We start from the raw sequence: 13165 nt of genomic DNA, 5'->3' as shown, positions 1-13165 counted from the left end.
CTATCTGCTAAATAAGCCCTAAATGGCCGGCGTGAAACGCTAAATGCTCATCGATAAATGAGGCGATGAAGAAATAGCTGTGATCATAGCCTTCATGCATATTTAACGTCAGCTGTGTATCGGATTGCTGAGCTGCATGCACAAGTGCTTGCGGCTTAAGCTGCTCAGTTAAAAACTCATCCTTATTTCCCTGCTCTACCAATAAGGGAATGGCGTGGTTCTGCTTACTTAGTAATACCGATGCATCATATTGCTGCCATGTTTGCTCATCGTCGCCTAAATAGTGAGATAAGGCTTTTTTCCCCCAAGGGCAATCAATAGGGTTGGCGATAGGGCTAAACGCAGATACCGAAACATATCGGTTTGGGTTGCGTAACCCAACAACCAAAGCACCATGCCCGCCCATAGAATGGCCGCTTATGGCTCTTTCCCGCGTTACTGGAAAGTTAGCTTCGATAAGTTCAGGGAGTTCATCCACAACATAACTGTACATGTGATAATGCTTATCCCACGGCGCTTGAGTGGCATTTACATAAAAGCCTGCACCTAAACCAAAATCGTAACTTCCATTTTCATCATCAGGTACATCCTCGCCACGGGGGCTCGTATCAGGCGCCACTATGGCCATACCAAGGTCGGCAGCCAACCTCATCGCACCCGCTTTTTGCATGAAATTTTGGTCAGTACAAGTAAGTCCCGATAACCAATAAAGCACGGGAACAGGCTTTTCAGCTGAGGCAAAAGGTGGCAAAAACACGGAAAATGTCATGCTACAGTTAGTTGTGGTTGCGCTATGGCTGTATCGTAAATACCGCCCGCCAAACGCTCGATTTTCACTAATCAGCTCCATAAAAGCTCCTATTACTCTGTTAAATATGGAAAATTACACAATTTACTCGTCAATCCCGTTAGGTTCTATCGGATTTTAAAGCAAGTTCGTTTACACTAAGCCCAAATATTTGAGGTAAGTACGATGATAAGAAGCATAATGCATCATCTTGTTGGCACAATTTCGGTTATTTTTTACTTTTTAAACACAGTGCTTTGGGCAACACCAATCTTAGTTCTGTCCATTTTTAAACTCATACCCATCGCGGCATGGCGTCGGTTTATTTCTCACTTGCTAGATGCCTGTGCTACGGCGTGGATAGGCGTGAACAACCTAAACCAGCGTATGAGTAGCGCCACACGCTGGAATGTAACTGGCTTAGAGAAGCTTACCCGTAAAGATTGGTATTTAGTCATTGCGAATCACCAATCGTGGGTTGATATCTTGGTTCTACAGCGAATTTTCAACCGCAAAATTCCATTTTTGAAGTTTTTTCTTAAAAAAGAGCTCATCTATGTACCCATTCTCGGGCTAGCTTGGTGGGCACTGGACTTCCCGTTCATGCGTAGATACTCAAAATCTTTCATTGCTAAAAACCCGCATTTGAAAGGCAAAGATATGGAAACCACCCGCAAAGCATGTGAAAAGTTTCGCTATAAACCCGTAAGTATCATGAATTTTGTTGAAGGTACTCGGTTTACGCAAGCTAAACACGACAGACAATTATCTCCCTTCACCCATTTATTAAAGCCTAAAGCAGGGGGCGCGGCATTTGTGCTTTCAGCGATGGGTGAGCAGCTACACAAGCTTATCGACGTGACCATAGATTACCCTGGCGGTGTGCCCTCGTTTTGGGACTTCGTTAGCGGTAAGGTGAAAGACATTCGCGTTAGCATTGAGGTAACCCCAATTAAAGATATTACTGAGGGCGGCTACTTTAGCCAAGCATACTTTGATGATCCTGCTGTCAGAAGTCGCTTTCAGGGCTACTTAAATGACCGCTGGGCGAAAAAAGATGCCTTGTTAGACTCGTTAAATGCGACGCAGAAACCATTATGATCCGTTTACTTCTCGCACCCTTTATCTTCGTTATCCATACCAGTTTGCAGATAGCTAACCTTGCCTTATGGGGCTCGTTAATCATTGTACTGGGCTTTATCAAACTAGCACTACCTAAGGGTAAAATAAGAGCGCAATGGAATACCGTTATGCACGGTTGTATGTTTGCGTTCGGCCGCATCAGCGTAAGGCTCATACAGTTATTTAACCGCGTAACAATAGTGCGCAATATTCACGGCGAACTTGCGAAGGAAGGGTGGTATCTTATCATCGCCAATCACCTTAGTTATTTAGATATTGTTTTATTAATTGATTTCGCTAACAAGCGTATTCCGGCACCAAAATTTTTCTTAAAGAAAGAGTTGATATGGCTTCCTTTTGTAGGGCTAGGGGCGTGGGCGCTAGATATGCCGTTTATGCATAGATACACCAAAAAGTATTTAGCGAAGTACCCAGAGCGAAGGGGCAAAGACCTAGCTACCACTAAAGCCTATTGTCAGAAGTTTAAAACCGTACCTACTACCGTTATTAATTTTGTTGAGGGTACGCGCTTCACCCCTCTTAAGCATAAGATACGAAACAGTAGCTACACCCATCTACTTCCTCCGAAAGCCGGGGGGGTTTCCTTCACGCTTGCCGCAATGGGGGAATTATTTACTAACGTATTAGATATTTCCTTGCTATACCCTGAGAACCGCCGCCACCCTATGATGGCCATGCTTAGCGGGCAAATGACGAAAATTATCATTGATGTAGAAGTAAAAGCCGTACCTGAATTACAACAAGAAGGTAAGCGCGCCGAAGCTGAATTTAGGCTTTATTTCCAACAATGGCTGAATACGCTATGGCAAGATAAAGACCATCGTATTAATAAGTTACTGGAGTTAAAATGATGGAAGTGAGTTCCTCGGTTCGCGGTACGTTTGTTCATTTAGTGAAAGATGTATTCCCTTCACTTACCACCGAAGACCCGCTCTACAATGTTATTGCATTGGCATCCATTCTCATGGTGGCCCTTGTGATTTATATCATCGCCCGTTTGGTGGTACGCCCTCAAATCGCGTCATGGGTATATAAAACCAATAATCTGTGGGACAACGCGCTGCAAGAGCACGGCTTTTTTCGCCGTCTTATGCATTTATTCCCTGCGCTCTTTATCTTTCTTATTACCCCCATCTTAATTGACAGTGAATCGGTTTTTCATGGACTTTTGATAAAAAGCGCACAGCTGTATATGTTTTATAGTGGCTTGCTCGCCCTCTTTGCATTATTGAGCACAATTGAAGATGTGTACAACGCATCAGCCTTGTCTAAAAGAGCGCCGATAACCGGCTTTATACAAGTGTTAAAACTTGGCTTTGCTATTCTCACCATATTATTCAGTATCTCTCTTATTGTAGATAAAAGCCCCTTGCTATTGGTATCTGGGCTTACCGCTATCGCGGCGGTATTGTTGTTGATATTCAGAGATACCATTTTAGGTTTTGTTGCCGGTATACAAATAGCGGCCAATAGAATGTTTAATACTGGCGACTGGATAGCCATGCCTAAATATGAGGTAGATGGTGAAATATTAGAGATAGGTTTAACCAATGTAAAAGTACAAAATTGGGACAAAACTATCTCTACCCTGCCCACATACAGCCTAACCACAGAAGCGGTGAAAAACTGGCGTGGTATGCAGGAATCGGGCGGACGCCGAATAAAGCGCGCTGTTCACATTAATATTCATTCGATAAAGCTGTGCGACAGTAAAATGTTAGATAGATTTTCTAAAGTACGCTACATCAGTGAATACATCGAAAATAAAACCAACGAATTACGGGCATTTCATCGCGACTATTCTATTGATGAATCCGACCTTCTCAATAGTCGCCGCCTTACCAATATAGGTACCTTTAGAGCGTACCTAGAAGCCTATTTACGAAAGCATGCGTTGGTTAATCAGTCGTTAACATTAATGGTGAGACAATTGCCACCGACGGAGCTAGGGCTCCCGCTTGAAATATACTGCTTTAGTGCTCGCAAAGACTGGGTTGAGTATGAACACATTCAGGCCGACATTTTCGATCATGTAATGGCCATGCTATCGGTATTTGATTTAGAAGCGTACCAGCGAGATGGCCATTTAACACAGTTATCTCATTGTTTCCCCGTGAGTGAAAGTCAACCGGCTAAGCAAGCGGATGCGGCTGATAAGCCCACAGAATAAATACCAAAATAAGCCACAAAAAAACCGGCAATACGCCGGTTTTTTTTTTAATCTCAGTAGACGGTGCTACGCTAGTGCGTACCCCATGAGAAGACAAACCACTATACCGCTTACACCGAAAAAACCGTATTCGATTTTTTCTTGCATGCCTTTATTGCCAGTCTCAGTTGTCATGAAACTCATAATAATACTGGTAAGCCCCAGAGCGAAGGCCATTACCGCAACAGCAAATAAAAATGCGTTAATCCAATCAGTCATTCTCTAAACCCCTTAATTTTTCTGCGCGTATTATGCACGAAATCCAATAACTTGAACATGCTTCACAGAGTAAATTTTTAGCCAAATAACGATTGTCTACAGAAAACTTGATCGTGGTCAAAAACGCTAAATTATTAACATGATCGCCAATTATTCGTTTTCCTCCCCGCTTTTATCATCGTTAAAAATCATTAACTTATTGATATACAAATACTTTAAATAATGGCACTGGGGTTGCTAACCTTATAGCAATATAAAGCATTGCTTAACCGCATCATGTTCGCGATAGCCACAAACAAGGACACTACCTTATGAAGCTCAACCCAATACTTCCTCTTGCATTAGCCAGCGCTATGACACTTATCCCAGCTTTCGCCCACGATAATGAATGTAATGTACAGCTACATGGTGCCCTTCAATATCATCAAGGACTGCTTACTGTAGATATGGAAAATGGGGCTGTGATGGCGATTAATAGTGACCATGAACTCTCTATTGATGGGGACACAATATCGCTTTCGGGGGCACAACAGCAGTGGGTAGATGAGTATTACGACAATATTGATAAAGCCATTCCGATGACGCTTGAAATCGCTACCGAAGGCCTTGCTGTTGCAAACGTGGCCGTAAGTGAAGTGTTTGGCGAATTACTCGGCGCGGATAATTCTCTAACTGGTGACTTTGACCAGATGTTTACTACTTTAGAGGAAAAGCTAGATAGTTCTTTTTATGATGAGGCTGGGAATATTCACATAGACTCTACTCAGTTTGAGGGCGATGATTGGTTTGACGAAAGTTGGGAAGCTGAATTTGAGCAACAAGTAGAGTCGTTAGTTAGCCAATCCATGGGGCAAATTCTTATTGCGGTGGGTACGCAAATGTTATGGAACGATGGTGACATGGGCGACTTTGAAGAGAGAATGGAACGTTTTGGCGAAACCATCGAAACACGCATAGAGTCGGAAGCCGAGGCGCTAGAAGAAAAAGCGCACAAACTGTGTGACGTGCTTAAAGAAGCGAATTATGCAGAACACAAAATGCAAACCACCATCCCAGGCTTAGACGAACTTAACCTATTGGATATGCGCGGCGATAACATGAAAATGTAACCTCTGACGGTTGCTCACTACCCCTTGTTCTACATCAGTGGTACTTTACCCCTAACAACAACGAACTGGGAGAAGTCTGATGTCGAACAAGGTTGTTATATGCGGGTATGGATGGTTAGGTAGCTATCTTGGGGCCGCACTATCCCCCCATTACTCTCTTATTGCTACTACCCGTGATAAACACAAAGCGGCGCAATTAAGCACGCAAGGTATAGAAGGTGTCGTTTACCAACTTGGTGATGAGTTGCACAACCTTAATCGTGTTGTAACAGATGCTACATTGGTGCTTAATATACCTCCAGGGCGTAAAAACAAAGACCTTAGCGACTTTACCCAGAATATGCTGCACCTCATAGACAATGCGATAAGCCATAAGGTGAAGCATATTGTTTTTATCAGCACCACTTCCGTGTATGGGGATAGTCGCGACGGTAATATAAATATCCATACCCCTACCGCGCCTGAAACCCCATCTGCTAAAGCCCACGTAAAAATCGAACAATATCTACTGGACCACGCTACTAAGGCTACTATTGTCCGTTTAGCCGGGCTAACCGGGCCCGATCGGCACCCAGTGAAGAGTTTAAGCGGTAAACACCTTAGCGCTGGTCACAAGCGCGTAAACTTAGTTCATGTACAAGATGTAGTGTCTGCACTTACACACATTATAGAAACCCCCTCCACAGAGACACTTTTTCACTTGTGTAGTAATGCGCATCCTAAACGGGGAGAGTATTACGTGGAGGCAGCTAAAGCCCGCGGCCTTGAGCTACCGGTATTCGAGGACACCAACCATACCGCAAGTGGTAAGTGTATTGATGCTACTGCATGCTGGGAAACACTTGGCATTTCACCCACTTTTTCTCACCCTAATAAAATGATTTGAAGTCGTGGTTTATACCTATCCCTTTGCCTATTACTACAAAAAAACCTTTCGTTAGTGGCTATAAAAACCAAAACATAACGAACAAAACGCGAGCAACTATACACAAACCACGATACGCAGAAATAAAAACGCCCCGAAACTTTCGGGGCGTTTTTATTTACATGTGCAGTGAAATCACACCGGTATTAGCCGAACAAGCTAACACTGAAGTACTTTACTGCAACCGTATTAATGAAAATGACAAGCAATATGGCGGGGATAAACGTTTTTAGTGAAACATCCACATATTTCTCGAACCAACTGCCTCGGTATCCCTGACTGCCCTCTTCTAGCGCTTTATTAAAGTTTGCGCTCTTCCAGCGATAGGTTACAAAGATACATACCAATAAGCCGTTCAGCGGCAGTATTGTTTCGTAAAACACGTCTAAAATTACGTCGAAGAAAGATTTATCTACGCCTGCATAGTGAATAAATGAGGTAAGTGCTTCTACCTTACCGAAGGAGAGTGCGGCCAATATAGCAATCACAATCATTATACTGCCTAATGACGTTAACGCCCATTTTCTACTTACGCCCTTTTCATCCATAAGCGCTGCAACCGGAACTTCAAAGATAGAAACCAGTGACGTGATAGCGGCAAAAAATACCAACAAAAAGAATAGGCTTGCTACTATTGATGCGCCTAAATAACCCACAGAATCTTGCAAAGCTAAAAAGATATTAGGTAAGTAAGTAAAAATCATTCCTACCGAAGACTCGCTCAAATCCTCTGGGTTTGTGTTTGGGTTAAACGAGAAGATAGCCGGTAAAATCATTAGACCAGCGGTAAAAGCCACGGCGGTATCGGTTAACGCTACCAACTTTGCCGATGTAGGTACATCTGCGCGTTTATCGATGTAGCTACCATAGGTAATCAAAATACCCATACCTAGCGACAACGAGAAAAATGCTTGCGATAGCGCGCCGTTAATCACCGAGGCCGTAAGCTTTGAAAAGTCAGGGATAATATAGAACTTAACCCCAGCCATAGCATTTTCACGGGTAAGTACAAAGACTACTAGCCCTAGTAACATTACAAATAAGGCCGGCATAAGTAGCTTGGCCGCTTTTTCGATGCCTTCTTTCACGCCCCCTTGCAATATCAAATAAACTACGCCAACCACTACCGCCATATAGATAAAGATAGACGAGGAATTAATAAATAAATTAAATGTTTCGGGGTTGGCCAGCAAATCTAAATTGCCGCTTACAGCTTCAAATAAATAGCCGAAGATCCACACGGTAATAACCAAATAGAAAACCGCAATCATAAAGGGGGTGGCAATTGCTAACCATCCAGCTAGCTTCCACTTGGGCGAATCTCCACTAATAGCACTGTATGCGCCAAGTGGGTCTTTCTTTGCATGACGTCCCATGGTCATCTCTGCCAACATGACGGGCAAACAAATAGAAAATACAAAAATTGCATACATTAATAAAAACGCACCGCCGCCATTTTTTGCTGCGCCGACGGGAAACCCCACTAAGTTACCGATACCAACAGCTGAACCTGCTGCTGCTAAGATAAAACCTATGCGCGATCCGAACTGTTCTCTGGCCCCGCTCATATCCCTTCCTCTTGTTGAGTTATTGTTATATTTTGCCGGGATGGCGTTCATAAAACGACTTCATCGTGTGGCGTCTACTACGAGGTAGTAACGTTACGCTTTTGGCAACGACATACACTGCACCATACCCAATTTCGCATGTTAACAGCAGTGTAATAAAAAGTCTTGAATTAGCGTGGAATTGACGGCTGGAAAAGGCGTATTACCAAGTTACCACCTTACCTTCCCAGTCAATATAGTGGCAGGGTTGTTGCCTATCTAACGTGGCAATATGTTGGAGTAGTTGGCGTGCTGTGAATGTCGGTGTAAATAGCTTATCGGGCTTCACATTGCGCTGAAACGGATGCGACAACGCAGTATCTACCGTACCGGGGTGATAACTAACTAAAAGAGGTTGGCGCAAGCGCCTTGCATATTCCACAGACGCAGTTTTAAGCAGCATATTAAGCGCCGCTTTCGATGCGCGGTAACCATACCACCCCCCCAGTTTATTGTCTGATATACTGCCCACCCTCGCACTTAGGCACACAAGCGTTGGCTGGCCTTTGTCCATTACCCGAATCAGGTGCTTAAGCCATAATCCGGGAATAATACTATTCACGGCGAAATAACGTAGCAAGGCATTTTCATCAATATCTTCTAAACGCTTCTCTGGTGCTACTGGGTAATCTTCGTCGTGCAATATGCCGGTGGTGACCACTGCTAGGCTTATTTTCACCTTGTTTTGGTGCAGGTGATTTATCAAAGTAGCAATGTTTTCATCGGTATGCGATTTTAACCTATAGGATGTTACAGCTTCCGGCCAGGTGTCGTCGATGTCACGGCCCCGGCTAACCGCAATCACCTTATCGCCTCGCTCAATTAAGGCGGCTACCAAGGCCTTCCCTATGCCGCCAGTAGCCCCTACCACTAAGGTTTGTCTATTCATTGCTCACTCCAGGCACACAGCGCGCACAAGAACGCTTTTTACCTGTTAATAAATAGGAAATGGTGTATCTATGCTTTGCAAACTTTACATAGCCCCAGTCGGCGAAAACACGAATTACTGGCCAGCGTAGCGGTGCATACACCCACCCCATACCGACGACTTTCCACGCTTGGTAGGTAACATCTAGCCCCGTAATCATACGCCCGTCATCGAGCATGCCATGAATACGCGCGTTGAGTGCGTGGAAGTCTAGTTGTGGATAGTTGCTGGCAAACGCCGTGGACTGAATATCTACCAAGGTCAATGCATTGTGTTTATCTCGTTTTTGCAAATGACGCATCTCGGCCTTGCACAAGGGGCAATAGCCATCATAAAAAATAATCAATTTATATACCTCTGACTTTTACAGTAACCGTAGTTACTTTGGTCATTTTTTATTTGTTATACCGTTATACGATAAAAAAATGCCCTTGGATGACTTGAGATTTACGCCTCTCACACCCACACTGTGGTCATTAGATATAAAGAGGTTTCACCTAATGGCAAATTTACAAAAAGCCACCCTTGGCGGGGGCTGTTTTTGGTGTATAGAGTCTGCATTTAATACCGTTGAAGGGGTAGTGAAAGCAGTGTCAGGTTATGCAGGTGGTGAGAAAGCCGACCCCACCTATGAAGAAGTATGTCAGGGAACCACGGGCCACGCTGAAGTCGTTCAGGTAACCTTTGATGCTGAAAGTATAAGTTACCGTGAAATCTTAGAAATTTTCTTTGCGTTACACGATCCTACTCAACTGAATCGTCAAGGACACGACGTCGGAACACAGTACAGAAGCGCTATCTTTTATCACGACGAGAAGCAAGAAGCTGAAGCCAAAGCGATTATTCAAGAGATTGAAGACGAGAAAATTTGGCCTGACCCTGTGGTTACCGAACTGGTAGCAATTAATAACTATTACGAAGCGGAAGCTTACCATCAGGATTATTTTACAAATAACCCCGAAAACCGCTACTGCGCAATGGTGGTAGCACCTAAACTGGCCAAGTTTAAAAAAACGTTTGCCAGCCGTTTACGCAGTGAATAATTAAAATGGGCGCAACTATTGTAGTCGCTGTAATAGTTGCGCCCGTTCGTTTTGCCGCCGCTATTTGCTAAACCATTCTTCCCGCAAAGGGAGCGAAAATAACAAAGGTGCATTAGCTTCGTAGTTAGGCCGCTCAGTTTCGCAAACCACGTTTTTCATATAATTTTTCTTCCACGGATCATTTATCAACCATAGCGTGTCGTCGATAACCGCTAACCCTTCTATAGAAGCGTTATCCATAATATAGCTTTCACACCCTTCGCTCGCGTTTACCGAAAACTCAAGGGGTATGCGTTTTGTATTTACAGCGTTGTGGGTATCTATAACCCATAGTTCGTCATCGTTACGGGCAGCAGCAAGTAAAAACTCGCTTTGCGCTGTGCTATATAGAGCAAGCCCATTAATAGGGTGATTTCCTTTGCTGAAGGTAGGTAATGAAAGCGATGGTTCAGCGACAGGCGCAAAATCGCCACTTTCCCAAAACTGCTCATCGATAGAAAGAGTAAAAATACGAGGCTGCCCGGCTTTATCTTTCTCCAAGGCAAGATACAAAGTTCCATCTTCTGCCATCACCATGCCTTCAATGCCATCGTTAGGAAAGTTACCCACTGCCATTTCTGGGGCAAACTGTAACGGTCGCACATGAGTAAGGGTTACTTTACCCTGACTATTTTGTTCCAACCTAATCAGTAGCGTTGGATAGTCGGTAGACCCCGTCTTCTCGTACTTTTTCTCACAGCGGGGGGTTAGGGTACCTGTGCGAGTAGCATCTTCAGTTACCGTATAGAAAACGTTTGGATGGCGAGGGTCAGCAGCTAACGCTTCAAGATCGGGGGCATTGGTTAAATAGCCACTAAAACAGCTGCGAGATACCCGCGAGGCAAGTTCAAAGACATTACTTGCACCCTGAAGCTTAGCAGTAGCTGGCGTAATGAAATGCAACTTACGCTGTTGCGATTCACGTGCACTGCCATCAGCAATAGTAACCAAGGTGCCACCTAGCGCAAATAAGCCTGAGGTTTGCGGATCGGGCATAACATTCCCAGAAGCATCTCGGATCCATTGCCCATTAGACACAATACTCGTATCGCTCTGTTCAACAACAATAACCGACTGAGGTTCACTGCACCCCATTAGAAAAACACCTGCGCATAGCGCCAAAAAACGCGATTTACCCATTAAACAAACTTCCTATAAAAAATTGTAACCGAGTATATCTGTCATACCGTTTAATGCCAAAAAAGAGTAAGGTTATAAAATCCTGGGTAGACGTATTTTTTGGGGGCCCTTATCACTTCAACCAGTCTTCCTGCTGTTATAGCAGGGCCAATGGTAAGACGTGTAACGTCTAAGCAATGTAATGTCTGGCTCGTTACCTCTCATAACGATGAAATTAGCCTAACCTTAACCCAACAGGGCAAGCAACTGGCGGGGGAAAGTGAGTGCGTTAGCGTACAGGTAGGCACCCACTGTTATATCTGTTTACTCACGTTTACCCCTAAGCAAACCTTCACGCCTAATCAGGCAGTGGAATACGCCCTTGAATTTACCTGTAACCAGCACCAACAACAATGGAATGCTACGCTACCAGGCTTACTCTATGACAATCAGTCGAATTTAAGTTTTGTATGGACAGATACGCCAAGTACTATCTTACATGGTTCGTGCCGAAAACCTCATTATGATGGTGATGATGCGCTAGCCCAAGTAGATAACCTCATCGCCAATGCTATTCGTCCACAGGGCAGCAATCAAGAAACCGCACGACCTGATTTATTGCTGATGACCGGCGATCAGGTATATGTAGACGATGTTGCGGGCCCCATGCTGCTCGCCATCCAACAAACAATTAGCCTTTTAGGGCTACAACAAGAACCCTTAGAAGGCGCGGTAGTTTCTCACTCAAGTGAATTAGCCAGCCATCCCTTTTGCTTTTATCAACGACAACAGCTTTTGCCTAAAATTGCCACCAATACCGCTCTTTCAACGCTCTTTTTTGGGGCTAAAAAGAAACCAATATTTACCTCGGTGAATGCGCAAAACCATCTTATTAGTGGCGCCGAAGTACTCGCCATGTATTTACTGGTTTGGTCGCCAAGTTTATGGTCTTCAATAACATTAACATCTGATGAAATAGCTAACGAGCAGCGAGAAACTTTCGATAAAGAAGCTAAGGTAATTGGTTGTTTCGTTGACTCGCTCAATAAAGTACGCCGGGCGTTAGCCCATGTACCTGTTTATATGATTTTCGATGATCATGATGTCACTGACGATTGGAACCTAACCCGCGGCTGGGAAGAAGAGGTTTACAGTAACCCCCTATCTAAACGTATGATTGGCAATGCGCTTACCGGTTATTTACTGTGCCAAGGTTGGGGAAACGCGCCAGATAAATGCGCTGAGCTTATCGACCATGCTAAACAATGGTATACCTATCCTGATACTAACAAACACGCCGCGTTTATTGACCAATTGCTTGCCTTTGAAGAGTGGGACTATCGGCTAGATACCACACCGCCAATTGAAGTACTCGATACACGCACCCGCCGGTGGCGTTCAGAGTCGAGCATGAATAAACCGTCTGGATTAATGGACTGGGAAGCGTTGTGCGAGTTTCAGCACAATATCATTGGTAAAGAGGCGGTTATCGTGGTCTCCGCCGCCCCAGTTTATGGCGTAAAGTTTATTGAAGCTATCCAAAAGGTTTTCACTTTTTTCGGCAAAGCCCTCACCGTAGATGCCGAAAATTGGATGGCCCACAAAGGCACTGCCAATGTAATGCTAAATATCTTTCGCCACTATAAAACGCCTCCCGAGTTCATTATTTTATCTGGCGATGTTCACTATTCTTTCGTGTACGATGTGCGCTTGCGCTTTCGCCGTAATAGCCCTCATATTACCCAGTTTACCTGCAGTGGCCTTAAAAACGCCTTTCCAGACGGACTTATACGCTGGCTCGATAGATTAAATCGTGCGTTTTACGGCCCATCTTCTATTTTGAACGTGTTTACTCGACGAAGGAATATGTCGGTATCTGCTCGCGAACCTACCGAAGGTTATGGCGAACTTTACAATGGCTGTGCCATTGGCGTATTAAAACTGTCTAATAATCGCCGCCATGTAACCTGCAAAGCTTTGTTGAGCAGTGGGAAAGAGGTAGAATTCCCGCCCATTAAAGACGATTAGCGATCGATA

The 13165-nt window shown here is 44.2% G+C and carries 13 protein-coding genes; 7 read left to right on the top strand and 6 right to left on the bottom strand.

Annotation, left to right across the window (positions count from 1 at the left end; all coding sequences use genetic code 11):
- Nucleotides 1-7 precede the first annotated feature (7 nt).
- Entirely contained in the window at nucleotides 8-850 is an 843-nt protein-coding gene (gene fghA / locus GTH32_RS15390) for an S-formylglutathione hydrolase (RefSeq protein ID WP_163087375.1), read from the bottom strand.
- A gap of 123 nt (nucleotides 851-973) precedes the next feature.
- On the opposite strand from fghA, the gene GTH32_RS15385 reads away from it, so the two are divergent.
- Genes GTH32_RS15385 through GTH32_RS15375 form a run of 3 tightly spaced genes read left to right on the top strand, consistent with a single transcriptional unit; the run spans nucleotide 974 to nucleotide 4100 of the window.
- The gene (locus tag GTH32_RS15385; protein ID WP_163087373.1) at nucleotides 974-1888 is read left to right on the top strand and encodes an acyltransferase; all 915 of its coding nucleotides are present in this window, start codon (nucleotides 974-976) and stop codon (nucleotides 1886-1888) included.
- Nucleotides 1885-2781: an acyltransferase gene (locus GTH32_RS15380; protein ID WP_163087371.1), complete on the top strand. Its 897-nt coding sequence runs from the start codon at nucleotides 1885-1887 to the stop codon at nucleotides 2779-2781. The genes GTH32_RS15385 and GTH32_RS15380 overlap by 4 nt, the downstream gene beginning before the upstream one ends.
- Entirely contained in the window at nucleotides 2781-4100 is a 1320-nt protein-coding gene (locus GTH32_RS15375) for a mechanosensitive ion channel family protein (protein ID WP_163087438.1), read from the top strand. Before GTH32_RS15380 ends, GTH32_RS15375 begins: the two co-directional genes overlap by 1 nt.
- Before the next feature lie 66 nt (nucleotides 4101-4166).
- Here the strand turns inward: GTH32_RS15375 and GTH32_RS15370 are convergent, their stop codons facing one another.
- On the bottom strand, nucleotides 4167-4358 hold the full coding sequence (locus tag GTH32_RS15370) for a hypothetical protein (RefSeq protein WP_163087369.1): 192 nt from the start codon (nucleotides 4356-4358) through the stop codon (nucleotides 4167-4169).
- A gap of 311 nt (nucleotides 4359-4669) precedes the next feature.
- On the opposite strand from GTH32_RS15370, the gene GTH32_RS15365 reads away from it, so the two are divergent.
- On the top strand, nucleotides 4670-5467 hold the full coding sequence (locus tag GTH32_RS15365) for a DUF2884 family protein (RefSeq protein WP_163087367.1): 798 nt from the start codon (nucleotides 4670-4672) through the stop codon (nucleotides 5465-5467).
- Between the two features lie 79 nt (nucleotides 5468-5546).
- Nucleotides 5547-6353, top strand: coding sequence for an NAD-dependent epimerase/dehydratase family protein (locus tag GTH32_RS15360; protein WP_163087365.1), 807 nt, complete (start codon nucleotides 5547-5549; stop codon nucleotides 6351-6353).
- A 185-nt stretch (nucleotides 6354-6538) separates the two neighbouring features.
- On the opposite strand, the gene GTH32_RS15355 is transcribed toward GTH32_RS15360, so the two are convergent.
- The 3 genes from GTH32_RS15355 to GTH32_RS15345 all read right to left on the bottom strand — a co-directional run bounded on the left by GTH32_RS15355 (nucleotide 6539) and on the right by GTH32_RS15345 (nucleotide 9273).
- Complete coding sequence (locus GTH32_RS15355; RefSeq protein WP_163087363.1) at nucleotides 6539-7960, bottom strand: sodium-dependent transporter; 1422 nt, start codon at nucleotides 7958-7960, stop codon at nucleotides 6539-6541.
- A 202-nt stretch (nucleotides 7961-8162) separates the two neighbouring features.
- Nucleotides 8163-8888, bottom strand: coding sequence for an SDR family NAD(P)-dependent oxidoreductase (locus GTH32_RS15350; protein ID WP_163087361.1), 726 nt, complete (start codon nucleotides 8886-8888; stop codon nucleotides 8163-8165).
- Nucleotides 8881-9273, bottom strand: coding sequence for a thiol-disulfide oxidoreductase DCC family protein (locus GTH32_RS15345; RefSeq protein WP_163087359.1), 393 nt, complete (start codon nucleotides 9271-9273; stop codon nucleotides 8881-8883). The genes GTH32_RS15350 and GTH32_RS15345 overlap by 8 nt, the downstream gene beginning before the upstream one ends.
- Nucleotides 9274-9427: 154 nt before the next feature.
- Here GTH32_RS15345 and msrA point away from each other — a divergent pair, with 154 nt between their 5' ends.
- The gene (gene msrA, locus GTH32_RS15340) at nucleotides 9428-9970 is read left to right on the top strand and encodes a peptide-methionine (S)-S-oxide reductase MsrA (RefSeq protein WP_163087357.1); all 543 of its coding nucleotides are present in this window, start codon (nucleotides 9428-9430) and stop codon (nucleotides 9968-9970) included.
- Between the two features lie 60 nt (nucleotides 9971-10030).
- Here msrA and GTH32_RS15335 read toward each other — a convergent pair whose 3' ends face one another.
- Nucleotides 10031-11149 carry an SdiA-regulated/phytase-like domain-containing protein gene (locus GTH32_RS15335; protein WP_163087355.1) on the bottom strand — a complete coding sequence of 373 codons (1119 nt, stop codon included), beginning with the start codon at nucleotides 11147-11149 and terminating at the stop codon, nucleotides 10031-10033.
- A 150-nt stretch (nucleotides 11150-11299) separates the two neighbouring features.
- Here GTH32_RS15335 and GTH32_RS15330 point away from each other — a divergent pair, with 150 nt between their 5' ends.
- Nucleotides 11300-13156, top strand: coding sequence for a metallophosphoesterase family protein (locus GTH32_RS15330; protein WP_163087353.1), 1857 nt, complete (start codon nucleotides 11300-11302; stop codon nucleotides 13154-13156).
- The last annotated feature ends 9 nt before the right edge of the window (nucleotides 13157-13165 follow it).

It is taken from the genome of Alteromonas profundi (assembly GCF_010500865.1).
GTDB lineage: Bacteria > Pseudomonadota > Gammaproteobacteria > Enterobacterales > Alteromonadaceae > Alteromonas > Alteromonas profundi.
This window is presented reverse-complemented; position numbering and strand designations above follow the sequence as displayed.

What these genes read in the sequence shown, in the direction of transcription:
- msrA (WP_163087357.1), top strand. Translation starts at nt 9,428, where the DNA reads ATGGCAAATTTACAAAAAGCCACCCTTGGCGGGGGCTGTTTTTGGTGT.
- GTH32_RS15380 (WP_163087371.1), top strand. Translation starts at nt 1,885, where the DNA reads ATGATCCGTTTACTTCTCGCACCCTTTATCTTCGTTATCCATACCAGT.
- GTH32_RS15365 (WP_163087367.1), top strand. Translation starts at nt 4,670, where the DNA reads ATGAAGCTCAACCCAATACTTCCTCTTGCATTAGCCAGCGCTATGACA.
- GTH32_RS15375 (WP_163087438.1), top strand. Translation starts at nt 2,781, where the DNA reads ATGGAAGTGAGTTCCTCGGTTCGCGGTACGTTTGTTCATTTAGTGAAA.
- GTH32_RS15355 (WP_163087363.1), bottom strand. Translation starts at nt 7,960, where the DNA reads ATGAGCGGGGCCAGAGAACAGTTCGGATCGCGCATAGGTTTTATCTTA.
- GTH32_RS15370 (WP_163087369.1), bottom strand. Translation starts at nt 4,358, where the DNA reads ATGACTGATTGGATTAACGCATTTTTATTTGCTGTTGCGGTAATGGCC.
- GTH32_RS15350 (WP_163087361.1), bottom strand. Translation starts at nt 8,888, where the DNA reads ATGAATAGACAAACCTTAGTGGTAGGGGCTACTGGCGGCATAGGGAAG.
- fghA (WP_163087375.1), bottom strand. Translation starts at nt 850, where the DNA reads ATGGAGCTGATTAGTGAAAATCGAGCGTTTGGCGGGCGGTATTTACGA.
- GTH32_RS15330 (WP_163087353.1), top strand. Translation starts at nt 11,300, where the DNA reads ATGGTAAGACGTGTAACGTCTAAGCAATGTAATGTCTGGCTCGTTACC.
- GTH32_RS15360 (WP_163087365.1), top strand. Translation starts at nt 5,547, where the DNA reads ATGTCGAACAAGGTTGTTATATGCGGGTATGGATGGTTAGGTAGCTAT.
- GTH32_RS15335 (WP_163087355.1), bottom strand. Translation starts at nt 11,149, where the DNA reads ATGGGTAAATCGCGTTTTTTGGCGCTATGCGCAGGTGTTTTTCTAATG.
- GTH32_RS15385 (WP_163087373.1), top strand. Translation starts at nt 974, where the DNA reads ATGATAAGAAGCATAATGCATCATCTTGTTGGCACAATTTCGGTTATT.